This window comes from Streptomyces sp. NBC_00075, from assembly GCF_045041225.1.
Taxonomy (GTDB): domain Bacteria; phylum Actinomycetota; class Actinomycetes; order Streptomycetales; family Streptomycetaceae; genus Streptomyces; species Streptomyces adonidis.
Map to the genome: position 1 here is coordinate 9,030,970 of NZ_CP108243.1, position 15,645 is coordinate 9,046,614.

Consider the following 15,645-nt stretch of genomic DNA (forward strand, 5'->3'; position numbering starts at 1 on the left):
CGCCCGAAAGGACAACCCCGCGATGACGACGGGCAGTTCGAGCACGAGCAGACCCACCGCCGACAGCAGCAGCGGCAGGATCAGTACGTTCAAGGGGCAGGAACGGGCCCTGCGCGCCGACCGCCTCGGCACCGGGGGCCTGCTGCTCTCCGTCCTCGCCTCGACCGCCCCCCTCCTGGTCGTCGCGGGTGTCATGCCCACTACATTCGCGGTGGTCGGCATCGTCGGACAGCCGATTCTCTACGTCCTCCTCGGCGCGGTCCTGATCCTCTTCAGCTTCGGCTACGCCGAGATGAGCCGGCACGTCCACAACGCGGGCGCCTTCTACGCCTACATCTCCCGCGGCCTCGGCGGTACGGCCGGTGCCGGAGCGGCCCTGGTCGCCCTCGTCGCCTACAACGGCTTCCAGATCGCCATCTACGGCCTCTTCGGCTTCGAGGTCTCCGGCCTCTTCGCCACCTACGCCGACCTGGAGATCGCCTGGTGGATACCGGCCCTCGTGGCCGCGCTGGCGGTGGGCGCGCTGGGCTGGCTGAAGGTCGACGTCAACGCGCGGTTGCTCGGCGTCCTGCTGGTGATCGAGGTGGCCCTCGTCGTCATCTTCGACATCGCCGCCGTCGCCGACCCCGCGAAGGAGGGCCTGTCCCTGCACGCCTTCAACCCCGACACCCTCACCGGCGCGGGCATCGGCACCGCGCTCTGCTTCTGCTTCGGCGCCTTCGTCGGCTTCGAGCAGGCCCCCGTGTACGCCGAGGAGACCAACCGCCCGGACGTCCTGGTGCCCCGCGTGATGTTCGGCGCGGTCGCCGGGGTCGCCGTCTTCTTCGCGCTCAGCAGCTGGGCGCTCACCGTCGCCACCGGGCCCTCGGCGATCGTCGGCGAGTCGCAGAAAGAGAGCGCCGGCCTGCTCTTCGTCCTCACCGAGTCCCGCCTCGGCGACACCTTCACCGACATCCTGCACGTGCTGTTCGTGACCGGCATGTTCGCGGCCATGCTCAGCTTCCACAACGTCGTCGCCCGCTACTCCTTCGCCATGGGCCGCGAGGGCCTGCTCCCCGCGGCCTTCGGCCGTACGAGGAGCTCCAGCGGCGCCCCCGGCACCGGCTCGCTGCTCCAGACGGTCGTCGCGGTCGTCATCGTCATCGCCTTCGCGATCGCCGACGACAAGCCGACGGGCGACCCCACCGAGCCCATCCTGCACCTGTTCACCTGGGGCGGGAACATCGGCGCCCTCGGGGTGATCGTGCTGATGGCCGCCGCCTCCTTCTCGGTCATCGTCTTCTTCGCCCGCCGCGGTGCCGCCGGCGCCCAGGCCTGGCGCATGGTCACCTCCGCGCTCGCCGGGATCGCCCTGATCGTCATCGCCGGGTACACGGTCAAGGACTTCGACGTGCTCGTGGGCTCGGGTCCGGACTCCGCCCTGAGCTGGGTCCTGCCCGGCATCGTCCTGCTCGCGCTGGTGGCCGGCCTGGTCCAGGGACTGGTCCTGAAGGCCCGCAACCCCGAGGCGCACGCACGGATCGGGCTCGGCAACGAGGCGTTCCAGCTGGAGAAGGCGGCCGAGTCCGCGGAGGCGGCCTCCTGAGTACCTTTTCCAGGGCCCCTTCCTGAGCCCCTTTTCCGGGGCCGCCGCCTGAGAAGAGGGTGAGAAGCGGTACGGAAGTCCGACGAGCACCCGCGATTCCTGGCTCGACAGGGGTCGCGGGTGTTCGAATGGACAGGTGAACTCCGAACGACCGGAAGAACCCGCCGAGCCCGCCGAGTCCGAGGGCCAGGAGCGGGGTACGCCCATCGGCCGCCGGGTCCTGCTCGGCACCCTCGGTCTGGGCGCCCTCGGCGTGGTCGCCGCGCCGACGCTCCAGCGCGGCATGGAGTCCTTCCTCGCCGGCGCGGCGGAGAACGACCCGACAGGCCTGACCGACCTCCTCCCGAACGGCGGCGGCTTCCGCTACTACTCGGTGACGTCCTCCACACCCCGCAAGAACGCGGAGAACTACCGGCTGAAGATCGACGGCCTCGTCGACAGACCGGCCACCTACACCCTCGCCGACCTGCGCGCGATGCCCCAGACCAGGATGGTCAAGGACGTGCAGTGCGTGACGGGCTGGCGGGTGCCCGGCACCCCCTTCGAAGGGGTCCGGCTGTCGCGGCTCCTGGACGCGGCCGGGGTCCGCTCCTCGGCCGGGGCGGTGCGCTTCACCTGCTTCGACGGCGCCTACACCGAGAGCCTCACCCTCGACCAGGCCCGCCGCGCCGACGTCCTGGTCGCCCTGCGCATGCAGGACAAGAACCTGGGCCACAGCCACGGCGGCCCGGTCCGCCTCTACGTGGCCCCCATGTACTTCTACAAGTCCGCCAAGTGGCTCTCCGGCATCACGGTCACCGAGGACGTGCAGCCGGGCTACTGGGAGAACCGCGGCTACGACATCGACGCCTGGGTCGGCAATTCGAACGGACGCGACGATGAGCCAACGAGCTGACACCCCGGCGCCCTCCGCCGCCACCTCCGTGTCCGCCTCGGAGGTACGCCGCTTCGGCCGCTCCCAGAAGTGGGTGCACCGCGCGACGGCCGCGCTGATGGGCGTGTGCGTGGTGACGGCGGCCTGTCTGTACATCCCGCAGTTCGCCGAACTGGTCGGCCGGCGCGAACTGGTGGTCCGCGTCCACGAGTGGGCGGGCCTGGCCCTGCCGGTACCGGTCCTGGCGGGCCTGGCCTCCCGCGGTTTCCGCGCCGACCTGGGCTTCCTGAACCGCTTCGGCCCCCACGACAGGATCTGGCTGCGCGCGGCTCTCCGACGCGACAAGCGCCGTGCCGTGCGCCCGGCGGCCAAGTTCAACGCGGGCCAGAAGGTCTACGCGGCCTGGATCGCGGGCGCGTCCCTGGTCATGCTCGGCACGGGTCTGCTCATGTGGTTCACCCACCTCACCCCGCTGATGTGGCGCACCAGCGCGACCTTCGTCCACGACTGGCTGGCCCTCACCATCGGCATCGTCCTGGCCGGCCACATCGGCATGGCCCTGGGCGACCCGGAGGCCCGCAGAGGCCTGCGGACCGGCTCGGTGAGCAAGGAGTGGGCGGACCGCGAACACCCGCTGTGGCGCCCCTGAGTCAGCGCTGAGGCCGTCCCGGGCCCGGCTGCCGCTCCGGTGTCGGGCTGCCGGTCCCCTCGCCGGGCGAGGGCCCGACCGGTTCCTGCTGCTCCGGGGGTACGAGGAGAAAGGCGCCCTTCTTGACGGCCTCGGTGGTGCCGTAGCGGACGAGGAGGTCGACGGGGTGGGCGCCGACGGAGGGACTTGAGCCCGCTCCCGGCCCTGTTGCCGTGCCCGGCACGACAACGGAGAGGACGAGCCGGTCACCCGACGCCGAGACGAGCACCGGCGACCCGGCAGCCTGCTGCCCGCCGACGAACACCTCCCCGCCCCGCAGCAGTTCGGCGGGGTCGAAGTAGGCGCCGCGCAGCTCGACCGAGATCGTGTCGCCCGGTGCGGCCTCGCCGTCGCCGCCGACATCCACGGCGCCGATCCCGTACGCACAGGCGGGCTTGCCTCCCGACGACGCCTCCAGCCGGACGGTGGCGGTCGGATGCCGCCGGTGGAAGTCCAGGAGCCCGCCCAGGATCTGCCGGGCGGCACGCCCCTTGCAGCTGAGCGCGTCGCCGGCGGACGCGGACCAGCCCGCACCGGCCACTCCCCAGTCACCGCCGCCTCGCCCCTGTACGGCGAGACACGCGGCGGCGAGCCCACGCAGCACCCGCCACTCGTCGGCCGACGCGGAGTCTGTCGGGGCGGCCGGGACCAGGTTCCGGGCGTCCGCGCAGCGGGCGGGGGAGCGGAGATCGTCGTAGACGGCGGCGGGGTCGGGGACGCCGTCGGAATCGGGGGAGACCGGGCCGGGCGGCAGCCAGTCGGGCGCGGTGAGCAGGGTGGGGCCGCCGGGAGTCGTACGGCTGGGGGTGGGTGAGGCGACGGGGGTGCGGGAGGGGACCGGGGTCGCGGCGCCGCCGGGGATCTCGCTCCCGTCGGCGCCCTTGGGCGAGGCGACGTTCCCGGAGGCGGGGATGCGCGGGGGAGCGGCGGAGGTGGCCGTGCCGATCTCCCCGCCGTCGCCGGGGCTGCTCGACGGTGACGCGGGCGAGACACTTCTGGCTCCGCTGCCGTTGCCGCGCGGCGCGCCGTCCCCGTCCGTACCGAAGGCGGCGGCCGCGACCGCCACCGCCCCGATCACGAACAGCCCCGAGACCCGCACCCCGAGCGAAACCGCCATACCGCCGCCCCCCGACGTGGTCGCCCCGACCACTGCGACAACGACCGGGGTTCCTCACATCATCGGTCCGCACGGGGTCCGGGGGAAGGCACGTCATCGGATCGTTCACCTGCGGCGATGACCCAGATACGGAGGAGAGAGGAGGGACACCGGAGGCGTCCCAATGGGCGACGGGGCCCGCTTTGGGACAGGGCGGTGCGTTGTCTGCGACGCCCCTGGGTAGGGCCCCGGGCGCATGGTGTGTTGTCTGCGGCGCCGTCGTGGCTGGTCGCGCAGTTCCCCGCGCCCCTAGGTAGGCCCCCGGACCGCCTGCCAAGAGCCACGGGCCCGCCTCAGAACGAGGGGTGCCGGGCCCCACCCAGGGGCGCGGGGAACTGCGCGATCAACCACAGCGCACCCGCAGTCAACGAACCACCGCGCACCCCCACCTAGGGGCGCGAGGAACTGCGCGACCAGCCACAGCGCACCCGCAGCCAAAGAATCACCTAGGGGCGCGGGGAACTGCGCGATCAACCACAGCGCACCCGCAGCCAAAGAACGACCGCACACCCCCACCTAGGGGCGCGGGGAACTGCGCGACCAGCCCCGACGCACCCGCAGGCAACGAATCACCTACTCACCCCCGAAATCGAGCAACACCTTGCAAGACCTCCCCCGATCCGCCGCCAAGGTGAACGCCGACTCCGCCTCCCCCACGGGAACCACCGCACTGACCAACCCGTCCAGCCCCGACTCCACCGCCAACAGAGCCAACGCCTCATCGAACTCCGCGTCGAACCGAAACGCCCCGCGAAGCTCGATCTCACGCGTGACAACCAGGTTCCCCGCGAACGGGCTGGGCCCCGGCGGCAGCAGCCCCAGCTGCACAACGACCCCACCGCGCCGCACCAGCCGCAGACAGGTCTCCAACCCCGCAGCCACCCCCGACGCCTCGACGGCCACATCGACCTCCACCGGCCACCCGGGATCCCCGGGATCGTCCGCCCGTACGACCGCGTCGGCCCCCGCGACAGTCGCGTACCGAAGCGCCTGCGGAAGCAGATCCGTGACCGTCACACGCGCCGCCCCCGCCGCCTTCGCCGCCGCGACGACCAGGCACCCGATGGGCCCGGCACCGGTGACAAGGACGTGCCGACCGGCCACGTCCCCGGCCCGCCGGACCGCGTGCAGGGCCACCGAGAACGGCTCGGCGAGAGCCGCCCGGCGCAGCGGCAGCCCATCCGGTACCGGCCTCAACTGGTCGACCGGCACGACCACTTGCGCCGCGAACCCGCCCTGGACATGCGGCGTACGCGCCGCGCTGCCGAGGTAGCGCGTGTCCCGGCAGATGTTGCGCCGCCCGGACACGCACTCCGGACACGCCCCGCACGGAGTCGCCGGGTGCACGGCAACCGCCGTACCCACAGCGGGACCTGACGAGGCGTCACCGTAGGCGACGACCGTGCCCACGACCTCGTGGCCCAGCACCATCGGCTCCTTGAGCCGGAAGTCCCCGACCCCGCCGTGCCGCCAGTAGTGCAGGTCGGAGCCGCAGACCCCGCCGTACCGGACGGCCACCAGCGCCTCACCGGGGCCGGGGGACGGCACCGGCAGTTCGTCGACCCGCAGGTCGCCCTCACCGTGGATCACACAACCGAGCATCGGGAGAATCCCTTCCGTGCCAGAGAGTTCAGAGGGTCACAGGGTCAGAGAACGCTGGTCATGCCGCCGTCGACGTACAGCACCTGCCCGCCGACGAAGTCCGCCGCAGGCGAGGCCAGGAACAGCACCCCGCCGATCAGATCCTCCGTGCGGCCCCAGCGGCCCGCCGGGGTCCGGCGGCGCACCCACGCGCTGAACTCCGGGTCGTCGACCAGGGGCCTGGTCAGTTCCGTCTCGATGTAGCCGGGGCCGAGGCCGTTGACCTGGACGCCGTGCGGGCCCCAGTCGGCGCACATGCCCTTGGTGAGCATCTTCAGCGCGCCCTTGGTGGCCGTGTAGGGCGCGATGCCCGGACGGGCCACCTCGCTCTGCACCGAGCAGATGTTGATGATCTTGCCGTGGCCGCGTTCCGTCATCCGGCGGGCCGCTTCACGGCCGACCAGGAACGCGCTGGTGAGGTTGGTGTTCAGGATCCGGTGCCAGTCGCTGTCCGTGAACTCCAGCAGCGGGGCCCGCAGTTGCATGCCCGCGTTGTTCACCAGGATGTCGATCGGGCCGACCCGCTCCTCGATGTCGGCGATACCGGCGGCGACCGAGGGGCCGTCGGTGACGTCGAAGGAGGCGGTGTGGATGTCCCCGGGCAGCTCGGCCGCGGCCTTGGTGAGGCGGTCGACGTCGCGGCCGTTCAGGACGACCGTGCAGCCGGCCTCGGCCAGTCCCCGGGCCAGGGCGAACCCGATGCCCCGGCTGGACCCGGTGACCAGGGCCGTACGGCCGCTGATGTCGAAGAGAGGATGACTCATTCTCGTACCCCTAGATCTCGTACTTCCAGATCGCTCGGATCGCCTAGATCACCAGTGACAGCAGCAGGACCAGCGCGCCCGCGACCACGGAGATGATCGTCTCCATGACCGACCAGGTCTTGAGGGTCTGCGGGACGCTCAGGCCGAAGTACTCCTTGACCAGCCAGAATCCGGCGTCGTTGACATGGCTGAAGAAGAGCGAGCCGGCGCCGATGGCCAGGACGAGGAGGGCCGCGTGGGTCGTCGACATGTCGGCGGCCAGCGGGGCCACCAGGCCGGCCGCCGAGACCGTGGCGACCGTCGCCGAGCCCGTCGCCAACCGGATCGCCACCGCGATCAGCCAGGCAAGCAGCAGGGCCGGGATCGACCAGTCCTCGGATATGTCCAGGATCATCTTCCCGACCCCGGAGTCGATCAGCGTCTGCTTGAAGCCGCCGCCCGCACCGACGATCAGCAGGATGCCCGCGATGGGCGCGAGGCCCGTCTCGACGATCCGGGAGATCCGTTCCTTGGAGAAGTCCGCCGGACGGCCCAGCGTGAAGATGCCCACGAGGACGGCGGCGAGCAGGGCGATCAGCGGGGACCCGGCCACGTCGAAGACGCGCTGAACCATGTTCTCCGGGTCGTCGATGATGATGTCGACCAGCGCCTTGGACAGCATCAGGACGACGGGGAGGAGGATGGTGGCCAGGGTCGCGCCGAAGCCGGGGCGCTTCTCCAGGTCTTCCGAGGGGCGCTGCGGGATCATGCGGTCGGGCGCCGGGACGTCCACCCAGCGTGCCGCGTACCGCGAGAACAGCGGGCCCGCGATGACCACCGTCGGGATGGCGATCAGGACGCCGAGCGCCAGCGTCACGCCCAGGTTGGCACCGACCGCGTCGATCGCGACCAGCGGACCGGGGTGCGGCGGGACCAGGCCGTGCATCACGGACAGGCCCGCGAGCGCCGGGATGCCGATGCGCATCAGGGAGTAGTTGCCGCGCTTGGCGACCATCAGGACGACCGGGATCAGCAGGACGACGCCGACCTCGAAGAACAGCGGCAGGCCGATCACCGAGGCGATCAGGACCATCGCCCACGGCATCGTCCGGCCCGACGCCTTCGCCAGGATCGTGTCGACGATCTGGTCGGCGCCGCCGGAGTCGGCGAGCAGCTTGCCGAGGATCGCGCCCAGGGCTATCAGGACGCCCACGCCGGCCACCGTCGCGCCGAGCCCGGCGGTGAAACTGGCTATGGCCTTGTCGAGCGGCGCGCCCGCGAAGGCGCCCAGCGCGAGCGAGCCGATGGTCAGCGCCAGGAAGGCGTGCAGTTTGAACTTGGTGATCAGCAGGACGATGAGCGCGATGCCCGCCAGCACGGCGACACCCAGCTGGGCATGGCCGGCCGAGGTGATCGGCTCGACGGTGTCCGCTGCCAGCATCTCGACGCTGAGTCTGGTCACGGGGGTTCCCTTGTAATCGGAGTGGTTCGGAGCGTTTCGGGAGTTCGGGAAGTCAGGAAGTCAGGAGTTGAGGAAGTCAGGCGCTCTGGAGCGAGGAGAGCGCGGACACCGCCCGGGAGGTGATCTCCTCGGGGGTGCCGGAGACGTTCACGGCGACGCCCGCCTCGTCCGCTTCGAGCGGCTGGAGGGTGGCGAACTGGGAGTCGAGCAGCGCCGTCGGCATGAAGTGGCCCTGGCGGTGCGCCATCCGGTCCTCGATCAGCGCCCGGTCGCCGGTGAGGTGCACGAAGACCACGCCGGGCGCGGCGGCCCGCAGCCGGTCGCGGTACGACCGCTTCAGCGCCGAGCTGCTCACCACCCCGCCGAGCCCGGCCCGCCCGTGCGCCCACTCGCCGATGGCGTCCAGCCACGGCCACCGGTCCTCGTCGGTCAGCGGGGTCCCGGCGGTCATCTTGTGGATGTTGGCCGCGGGGTGGAAGTCGTCGCCCTCGGCGTACGGAACGCCCAGCCGCGCCGCGAGCAGGGGACCGATCGTGGTCTTCCCGGTGCCCGCGACGCCCATGACCACGACGACGTGGGGGGTAAGCGTCTGCTGCATGAACGCAATGAAACGCATTAGGTACGACAAATTCAAGACCCGAGAACCAATAAGTCTGACTTTTTGAAGGTGTGACGCGCCCCGTACTCTGAGTGCATGAGCACACCGGGTCGAGGGCTGCACGGCCATGTACTGGAAACCCTCGGACCCGCGATCACCGCGGGTGAGTACCCGCCGGGCAGCGTTCTGCGCACGGACGAGCTGGCCCAGCGCTTCGACGTGTCACGCTCGGTGATGCGGGAGGCCGTCCGGGTCCTCGAGTCGATGCACCTGGTCGAGTCCCGCCGCCGGGTCGGCGTCACGGTCCGCCCCAAGGCCGAGTGGAACGTGTACGACCCTCAGGTCATCCGCTGGCGTCTCGCGGGCGCCGACCGCCCCGGCCAACTGCGCTCCCTCACCGTGCTGCGCTCCGCGATCGAGCCGGTCGCGGCGGGTCTCGCCGCCAAGTTCGCCACCGCCGAGCAGTGCGCGCAGCTCACCGAGTGCGCGCTGGGCATGGTGGCCAACTCGCGCGGCCACCAGCTGGAGGGCTACCTCGTCCACGACGTGGCCTTCCATCGGGTGATCCTGGAGGCCTCCGGCAACGAGATGTTCGCCCGGCTGGGCGATGTCGTCGCGGAGGTCCTGGCCGGCCGTACGCATCACGAGGTCATGTTCGAGGACCCCGACCCGGCCGCCGTCACGCTGCACGTCCAGGTCGCGGAGGCGGTCCGCGAGGGCGACGCCGAGCGGGCGGAGCGGCTCACCCGGGAGATCGCGGTCGGGGCCCTCCAGGAACTGGACATCCTCGCGCCCTAGCCGAGGTCCTCGATGTCCCCGTCGACGTACACCCACACTCCGTCGACCCGCTCGAACCTGCTCCGCTCGTGCAGCGAACCGCCCCGGTAGGACGCCCGGAACGTCACGGTCCCGGTGCTGTGGAACGCCGTACCACCGTCCGTTTCGAGGATCTCCAGGCCCGTCCACCGCATTCCCGGGTCGAATTCGACGCGGGCGGGGCGGGTACGCGGGTGCCAGGTGCGCAGCAGATACGGCTCGTCCCGCTTCACGAAAGCGCTGTAACGCGAGCGCATCAGCGTCTCGGCGGTGGGGGCCGCCGCCTCGCCCCGGTGGAATCGGCCACAGCACTTCTCGTACGTCTCCGCAAGACCGCACGGACATGTGGAGCTCTGAACAGGGGTGGAAGGGCGTTGCCGCCGGAGATGCGAGGTACGTCGGGACATGGCCCCCATTCTCCTGCATCACGATCTGTGTGAAACCTGTGAAGCAGCTGACCCGACACGCGCACATCGCGTGCGAGTCGTGCGCGGTGGTCTTCATCGAACCTTCCCCAGGGGTGGCGCAAACACGTCTTGCTGGCTCAACTCCCCACCCCCAAGGGTGGATTACGCACTTGAGCATCAGGAGTCACAAGCGTGTTGCTTGGCCCGGGCGGCAGTCCGTCCGGGGCACTGACGGGGGAAATCTGATGCGGTGTCACGGGGCCGGCGCGCTTTTTCGCGCGCCGGACACTTCCGTGCGCACCGGATCCGGAACGTCTCTCCCTCTGCCGCCTCTTGGTGCCGACCCGGTGCCCGAGAAGGGATTGGAGGGGGAATGCCGACGACAGCAGTGGGTGCGGCCAGGCCGACATATCCCGGCGTCTACGTCGAAGAACTTCCCAGCAGCACTCGTACCATCTCCGCCGTGACCACGTCGGTGACCGCGTTCGTGGGGCACACCCGGCGCGGCCCGCTGAACGAGCCGGTGCGTGTCACCGGATTCGCCGACTTCGAGCGGCGGTTCGGCGGGCTCGGCTCACAGAGCGCCGTCGCCTACGCCGTGCACCAGTTCTTCGGCAACGGCGGCTCCGTCGCCGTGATCGTCCGGGTCGCGAAGGCGGGCAGCGGGAAGGCCGCCTGTGTCGTCCTGGAGTCCACCGAGGGGCACAGCGGATCCCGTGTCCTCGAAGTGCACGCCAAGGAACCCGGCGTGTGGGGCAACGGCCTGCGTGTCGCCGTCGACTACGACACCCCGAACTGCGAAGAGACCTTCAACCTGCGGGTGTACGACGCGAAGGGCGACGCCCGCGAGTCCTTCACCGGGCTGTCCATGGACGAGGGCAACGGCCGGTACGCGCCGACCGTCGTCAACGCCGGCTCGCGCCTCATCCGCGTCGAGGCGGTCGGCGAGGGGCGGCCGGATCCGTCCGGGACCGTGTCCAAGCCCTTCGGCGCCGAACTCCCGGATCTGGCCGTCGACCTGACGGTGAAGATCGGTGACGTGGAGCGCGAGTTCACCCTCTACGACCCCGACTGCGACGGCGAAGCCCCGTGCAGCGTCGCCGAGTTGGCACTGCTGCTCGAACGCAAGCTGCGGGCGCTGCCCGACGCGCCGGGCAAGCACGCCTTCGCGGGCGTCGAAGTCACCGCGTTCGGGCGGCGGTTGCAGGTCGTGGCGGGGTCGACGGACCCCGAGGACGTCGTCCGGTTCCTCGGCCAGTGCGCCAACGACCTGGGCCTCGAAGCGTCCGTCAACCCGCCCGTCTTCCCGCTGGAGGGCGGCGAGGACGGCGAGGCGCCGGGACCGCGCGACCTCATCGGCTCCGAGGCCGCCAAGACCGGCATCCAGGCCCTGCGTGGCGTCGCCGACGTCAATCTGCTGGCCCTGCCCGAGCTGGCGGCGTACGAGAAGACCGAGGACATGCTCACCGTCGTCTCGGCGGCCGGGCGGCTGTGCGAGGAGCGGCGGATCTTCCTGCTCGTCGACGCGCCCAGCACCTGGGTGAGCGTCGACACGGCCCGCGCCGGGCTCGCCGCGTTCGACGCGGTCCGGGGCAACCACGCGGGCCTGTACTTCCCGCACCTCCAGCTCACCGACCCGCTCACCGGGCGGCTGCGCGCGTTCCCGCCGTCCGGCGCGGTCGCGGGCGTGGTGGCGCGCACCGACTCCGAGCGCGGGGTGTGGAAGGCACCGGCGGGCACGGAGGCCCGCCTGGCCGGTGTCCACTCCCTCACGGTCGACCTGACCGACCGCGAGACCGGGCTGCTCAACCCGCTCGGCGTCAACTGCCTGCGGACGTTCCCGATGACGGGTCCGCTGGTGTGGGGGGCGCGCACGCTGGAGGGCTCCGACGCGCTCGACAGCGAGTGGAAGTACGTCCCCGTGCGGCGGCTCGCGCTGCATGTCGAGGAGAGCCTCCAACGGGGCTTGCAGTGGGTCGTGTTCGAGCCCAACGACGAGAGCCTGTGGCAGCAGATCCGGCTCAACGCCTCCTCGTATCTCCACACCCTGTTCCGCCAGGGCGCGTTCAAGGGCAGCACGCCGCGCGAGGCCTACTTCGTCAAGTGCGACCACGAGACCACGACCGACGAGGACATCGCGAACGGCGTGGTGAACGTCCTGGTGGGCATCGCGCCGGTCCGCCCGGCGGAGTTCGTGATCGTGAGGATCCAGCAGACGTCGGGCCAGTCGGCCCTGTAGGAGAGTTGAAGGAATCCGATGGCTGAGTTCACGGTCAACGCCCAGCGCTTCGACCCGTACAAGAACTTCAAGTTCCTGGTCCTGTGGGACGGTCGTACGGTCGCCGGCATCAGCAAGATCAGTCCGCTCAAGCGGACCACGGAGGTCGTCAAGCACCGCCACGGCGGCGACCCCTCCTCCCCGCGCAAGTCGCCGGGACGCTCCGAGTTCGAGGGCATCACCCTGGAGCGCGGGGTCACCCACGACCCCGAGTTCGACCGCTGGGCCAACAAGGTCTGGCAGGTGGGCGCGGGCCTCGGCTCCGAGGTGTCCCTGGCCGACTTCCGCAAGGACATCGTCATCCAGGTCCTCAACGAGGCCGGCCAGGTCGCCGTGTCGCACAAGCTGTACCGGACCTGGCCGAGCGAGTACCAGGTCCTCGGCGAACTCGACGCCAACGCCAACGCGGTGGCCATCCAGTCGCTCAAGTTGGAGTGCGAGGGCTGGGAGCGGGACTACGAGGTGCCCGAGCCCCAGGAGCCGTCCTTCGTCAACCCGGCGTAACCGGAAGGTAGTTGAGCGAACAATCGGGGGACGGTATGGCGATCACCTCGGCGGCCGGACTGCTGGCCGCCTGGGAGGCGGGCCTCGCGGAGCCGCCACCCGGCCGCGCACTGCTGCTGCACCGCACGGCCCGCCCGGACACCGACACCGCGAGCCTGCGCCAACTCCCACTCGGCGAACGCGAGTCGGACCTGTTCGCCCTACGCCGAACCCTGTTCGGCGAACGCATGCAGGTACGGCTCGGCTGCCAGGCGTGCGGCGAGGACATGGAGTTCGAGCTGGATGCGGGGGAGCTGGCGGGGTCGTTGGGCGGGCGCGGGGGCTTGGCGGACAGGGCGGACGGGACTGGTGGGCGCGCGGGTTCGGCGGACGGGTCGGGTGGCTCGTCGGCCGGGCATGGCGGGGTGGGCGCGGCTGGACTGGACGGCGGGCGCGAGGGCTCGGCGGACGGATCAGGTGGTTCGTCGGCCGGGCGCGCCGAGGCGGTCACGGACCCGTCGAACACCAGGTCCGAGGGCTTGGGGTCCGCGTCGGGCGGTTTGCCGACCGGACGGGACGGCGCGGTTGCGGCCGGGCTGAACGCCTGGCGTGCGGGTTCGGCGGCGGGATCGGGGGGCGGGCCTGACGGTTCGGCGGACAGGTCGAGCGGGCCTGACGGTTCGGCCGAGGTGCCGGGTGGTCCGTCGGGCGGGTTCGGTCAGGCTGTTGCGCACGGGGCGGGCGGTTCTGTCGTCCGGGTTCGACAGGGTGGCTGGGACGTCGAGTTCCGGTTGCCCGGGGTTGCTGATCTGGCCGTGGCCGCCCGGGCCGTCGACCCGCGTGGGGCGCTGCTCGCGCGGTGCCTCGTGTCGGCGGTGCACGACGGGGTTGCCGTCGCCGCAGGCGATCTGCCCGGGCCCGTGCAGCGGCGGATCGCCGATGCCGTCGAGGCGGCCGACCCGGGCGCCGATCTGGCGCTCAACGTGGCCTGCCCGGAGTGCGGGGCGGCCACGCGGGCCGAACTCGACATCGCCTCCTACCTGTGGACCGAACTGGACGCCTGGGCACGGGACGTGCTCCTCGACGTCCATCTGCTCGCCACCGCGTACGGCTGGAGCGAGCCGGAGATCCTGGCGCTCAGCCCGCTGCGGCGCCGCTACTACCTGGAGCTGTGTGCGGATGTCTGACGCTGACGGGGCGCCGGTTCCCGACTTCTTCGACCGGCTCATCGCCCGGCACACCGCCGGAACCGTCCCGGGCGCGGCCCGGGTCCGGCCCCGGCTGCCCGGACCGTTCGAGCGTGTCGAGGCGGTACGGGCCCCGGCGCCCGACCCGGACGGCCAGGCCGCCCCGTTGTGGCCCGCCGCCGCGCCGGCTGCCGCCGCATCGGCCCCGGACCGGCCGCGCCCCGCGGTGTCCGGGGCGCGCCCGGGCCCGGAACGCGAACGGACCGTCGTACACGACATTGAACGCGTGTACGACGGCCGGCCCGCCGCCCCCGCGCCGCGCACCGCCGACCCCGAGGGGCCCCTGCTGCGGCCGGTCACGCCCCTGCTGCCCGGCCCGCGTCCCGTCGCCGGACCCGCGCGCCGCACGGCGGGCGGGCAGCGCCCCGAGGACGGCTCCACCAGGACCGCGGTGCCCGTGCCCAGCCCCCCGGGCCCGGACACCGCTTCCCGCGCCGCCGTGTCCGCGTCCCTGCGCCCCAGCACCGCGGACACGGCGGCGGCCCGCGAGGCCGTACGACAGGCCGCCGCACGTCGGCCCGGACGGGCCCCCGAACAGGTGGTCGAGGTACGGATCGGGCGGCTCGAAGTCACGGCGGCGGCGCCCGCCGGAGCCGCGCGGCGGCGTACGACGGCCGCCGAGAGGCCCGGCGCGACCGTGAGCCTCGCGGACTATCTGGCCCGGGGGCGCGAGTGAACCGCACACACAGCGGGACCGACACAGCACACAGCAGGCCGAGAGGGACCGAGGAACCGACATCATGAGCAACGCACTTGCCATCGCCCACGTCACCCAGGCCCTCGCCCTGCTGATCGAGAACAACCTGGGCCCGGAGTTCGACCGGGCCGTCAAGGTCGAGCCCAGCAAGCCGCCGACGGAACCCTCCGGCGAACCGACCATCTCCGTGTTCCTCTACCAGGTCACGCCCAACACCTCCCAGCGCAACAACGACCTGCCGACCCGCGCCACCGACGGCACGCTCGTCAAGCGGCCCGCCGCCGCACTGGACCTGCACTTCCTGATCAGCGCGTACGGCGAGGAGAACGAACTGGTCGGGCAGCGGCTGATCGGGTCCGTCGTGCGCACCCTGCACGAGATACCGGTCCTGCCCAGGGACGTCATCGAACAGGCCGGTGAGAAGCCGTACTTGGCGGGCAGCGACCTGCTGGAATCGGCGCAGCGCGTCCGCTTCACGCCGACGGTCATGGACGTCGACGAGACGTCGAAGCTCTGGGGAATGCTCTACCAGACCCCGTACTCGCTGTCGGTCGTCTACCAGGCCGCCCTCGTCCTCATCGAGGGCCGCGAGACACCGGTCCCGGCGACGCCGGTCCAGCGCTCCGACGTGCGCGTCCTGCCGTTCGGGGCACCGGGAGCGCCGGTGCCTGGTGGGCGGGCGCTGCCCGTGAACGAGGGTGCGCAGAGCGCCGGTTCGGAAGGCGGGAGTTCGGAGGCGGACGCCGAGTCGTCGTCCCCCGAGCCCGGGAAGGCCGTCGCGAAGGCACCCGCCAAGAAGGCCGCGGCCAAGGCACCGGCGAAGGCGGCACCGGCCCGCTCCCGCAAGGCCGCACAGCCGGCCAAGGCGACGGAGCCGGGCTCGGGTGGCAAATCCGCGCGCGGCGCGGCCAAGCGCACCGCCGCCGCGCCCGACGACACCGAGAACACGACGAACGGGGGCAGTTAGCAC

The 15,645-nt window shown here is 71.7% G+C and carries 14 protein-coding genes and 1 pseudogene; 9 read left to right on the forward strand and 6 right to left on the reverse strand.

Annotation, left to right across the window (positions count from 1 at the left end):
• Positions 1–22: 22 nt before the first annotated feature.
• From OG787_RS39600 to OG787_RS39610, 3 genes are all read left to right on the forward strand, one after another.
• Complete coding sequence (locus tag OG787_RS39600; protein ID WP_369034736.1) at positions 23–1,585, forward strand: APC family permease; 1,563 nt, start codon at positions 23–25, stop codon at positions 1,583–1,585.
• A gap of 136 nt (positions 1,586–1,721) precedes the next feature.
• Positions 1,722–2,480 carry a molybdopterin-dependent oxidoreductase gene (locus OG787_RS39605; protein WP_369034735.1) on the forward strand — a complete coding sequence of 253 codons (759 nt, stop codon included), beginning with the start codon at positions 1,722–1,724 and terminating at the stop codon, positions 2,478–2,480.
• Entirely contained in the window at positions 2,464–3,108 is a 645-nt protein-coding gene (locus OG787_RS39610; protein WP_405538485.1) for a cytochrome b/b6 domain-containing protein, read from the forward strand. The genes OG787_RS39605 and OG787_RS39610 overlap by 17 nt, the downstream gene beginning before the upstream one ends.
• Before the next feature lies 1 nt (position 3,109).
• Here OG787_RS39610 and OG787_RS39615 read toward each other — a convergent pair whose 3' ends face one another.
• From OG787_RS39615 to OG787_RS39635, 5 genes are all read right to left on the reverse strand, one after another.
• Complete coding sequence (locus OG787_RS39615) at positions 3,110–4,264, reverse strand: hypothetical protein (RefSeq protein WP_405538486.1); 1,155 nt, start codon at positions 4,262–4,264, stop codon at positions 3,110–3,112.
• Positions 4,265–4,876: 612 nt separating this feature from the next.
• Positions 4,877–5,905, reverse strand: a complete 1,029-nt coding sequence (locus tag OG787_RS39620) for an L-idonate 5-dehydrogenase (RefSeq protein WP_405538487.1) — start codon at positions 5,903–5,905, stop codon at positions 4,877–4,879.
• Positions 5,906–5,949: 44 nt separating this feature from the next.
• Positions 5,950–6,708: an SDR family oxidoreductase gene (locus tag OG787_RS39625; RefSeq protein ID WP_369034731.1), complete on the reverse strand. Its 759-nt coding sequence runs from the start codon at positions 6,706–6,708 to the stop codon at positions 5,950–5,952.
• 43 nt (positions 6,709–6,751) lie between these two features.
• A complete protein-coding gene (locus OG787_RS39630) occupies positions 6,752–8,149 on the reverse strand; it encodes a gluconate:H+ symporter (protein ID WP_369034730.1) in 1,398 nt (465 codons plus the stop codon).
• Positions 8,150–8,225: 76 nt separating this feature from the next.
• Positions 8,226–8,747 (reverse strand): gluconokinase, encoded by a 522-nt coding sequence (locus OG787_RS39635; protein ID WP_369034729.1) that lies wholly within the window; start codon positions 8,745–8,747, stop codon positions 8,226–8,228.
• A gap of 96 nt (positions 8,748–8,843) precedes the next feature.
• On the opposite strand from OG787_RS39635, the gene OG787_RS39640 reads away from it, so the two are divergent.
• Positions 8,844–9,545 carry a FadR/GntR family transcriptional regulator gene (locus OG787_RS39640; protein WP_369034728.1) on the forward strand — a complete coding sequence of 234 codons (702 nt, stop codon included), beginning with the start codon at positions 8,844–8,846 and terminating at the stop codon, positions 9,543–9,545.
• Here the strand turns inward: OG787_RS39640 and OG787_RS39645 are convergent.
• Positions 9,542–9,970, reverse strand: coding sequence for a YchJ family protein (locus OG787_RS39645; RefSeq protein ID WP_369034727.1), 429 nt, complete (start codon positions 9,968–9,970; stop codon positions 9,542–9,544). The genes OG787_RS39640 and OG787_RS39645 overlap by 4 nt on opposite strands.
• A 373-nt stretch (positions 9,971–10,343) precedes the next feature.
• Here OG787_RS39645 and OG787_RS39650 point away from each other — a divergent pair, with 373 nt between their 5' ends.
• The 5 genes and pseudogenes from OG787_RS39650 to OG787_RS39670 all read left to right on the forward strand — a co-directional run bounded on the left by OG787_RS39650 (position 10,344) and on the right by OG787_RS39670 (position 15,642).
• Positions 10,344–12,209 (forward strand): phage tail sheath subtilisin-like domain-containing protein, encoded by a 1,866-nt coding sequence (locus OG787_RS39650; protein ID WP_369034726.1) that lies wholly within the window; start codon positions 10,344–10,346, stop codon positions 12,207–12,209.
• An 18-nt stretch (positions 12,210–12,227) separates the two neighbouring features.
• Positions 12,228–12,752 (forward strand): phage tail protein, encoded by a 525-nt coding sequence (locus tag OG787_RS39655; protein ID WP_369034725.1) that lies wholly within the window; start codon positions 12,228–12,230, stop codon positions 12,750–12,752.
• Positions 12,753–13,477: 725 nt separating this feature from the next.
• A pseudogene (locus OG787_RS39660) lies at positions 13,478–13,918 on the forward strand (hypothetical protein); the annotation flags it as partial.
• Positions 13,911–14,654: a hypothetical protein gene (locus OG787_RS39665; protein ID WP_369034724.1), complete on the forward strand. Its 744-nt coding sequence runs from the start codon at positions 13,911–13,913 to the stop codon at positions 14,652–14,654. The pseudogene OG787_RS39660 and the gene OG787_RS39665, both read left to right, overlap by 8 nt.
• A 64-nt stretch (positions 14,655–14,718) precedes the next feature.
• Positions 14,719–15,642 carry a DUF4255 domain-containing protein gene (locus tag OG787_RS39670; RefSeq protein ID WP_369034723.1) on the forward strand — a complete coding sequence of 308 codons (924 nt, stop codon included), beginning with the start codon at positions 14,719–14,721 and terminating at the stop codon, positions 15,640–15,642.
• Positions 15,643–15,645 lie beyond the last annotated feature (3 nt).

Bases quoted from the DNA above. Each gene is read 5' to 3' on its own strand.
- OG787_RS39650 (WP_369034726.1), top strand. From the start codon at position 10,344: ATGCCGACGACAGCAGTGGGTGCGGCCAGGCCGACATATCCCGGCGTC.
- OG787_RS39620 (WP_405538487.1), bottom strand. From the start codon at position 5,905: ATGCTCGGTTGTGTGATCCACGGTGAGGGCGACCTGCGGGTCGACGAA.
- OG787_RS39600 (WP_369034736.1), top strand. From the start codon at position 23: ATGACGACGGGCAGTTCGAGCACGAGCAGACCCACCGCCGACAGCAGC.
- OG787_RS39625 (WP_369034731.1), bottom strand. From the start codon at position 6,708: ATGAGTCATCCTCTCTTCGACATCAGCGGCCGTACGGCCCTGGTCACC.
- OG787_RS39665 (WP_369034724.1), top strand. From the start codon at position 13,911: ATGTCTGACGCTGACGGGGCGCCGGTTCCCGACTTCTTCGACCGGCTC.
- OG787_RS39610 (WP_405538485.1), top strand. From the start codon at position 2,464: ATGAGCCAACGAGCTGACACCCCGGCGCCCTCCGCCGCCACCTCCGTG.
- OG787_RS39635 (WP_369034729.1), bottom strand. From the start codon at position 8,747: ATGCAGCAGACGCTTACCCCCCACGTCGTCGTGGTCATGGGCGTCGCG.
- OG787_RS39615 (WP_405538486.1), bottom strand. From the start codon at position 4,264: ATGGCGGTTTCGCTCGGGGTGCGGGTCTCGGGGCTGTTCGTGATCGGG.
- OG787_RS39640 (WP_369034728.1), top strand. From the start codon at position 8,844: ATGAGCACACCGGGTCGAGGGCTGCACGGCCATGTACTGGAAACCCTC.
- OG787_RS39645 (WP_369034727.1), bottom strand. From the start codon at position 9,970: ATGTCCCGACGTACCTCGCATCTCCGGCGGCAACGCCCTTCCACCCCT.
- OG787_RS39670 (WP_369034723.1), top strand. From the start codon at position 14,719: ATGAGCAACGCACTTGCCATCGCCCACGTCACCCAGGCCCTCGCCCTG.
- OG787_RS39655 (WP_369034725.1), top strand. From the start codon at position 12,228: ATGGCTGAGTTCACGGTCAACGCCCAGCGCTTCGACCCGTACAAGAAC.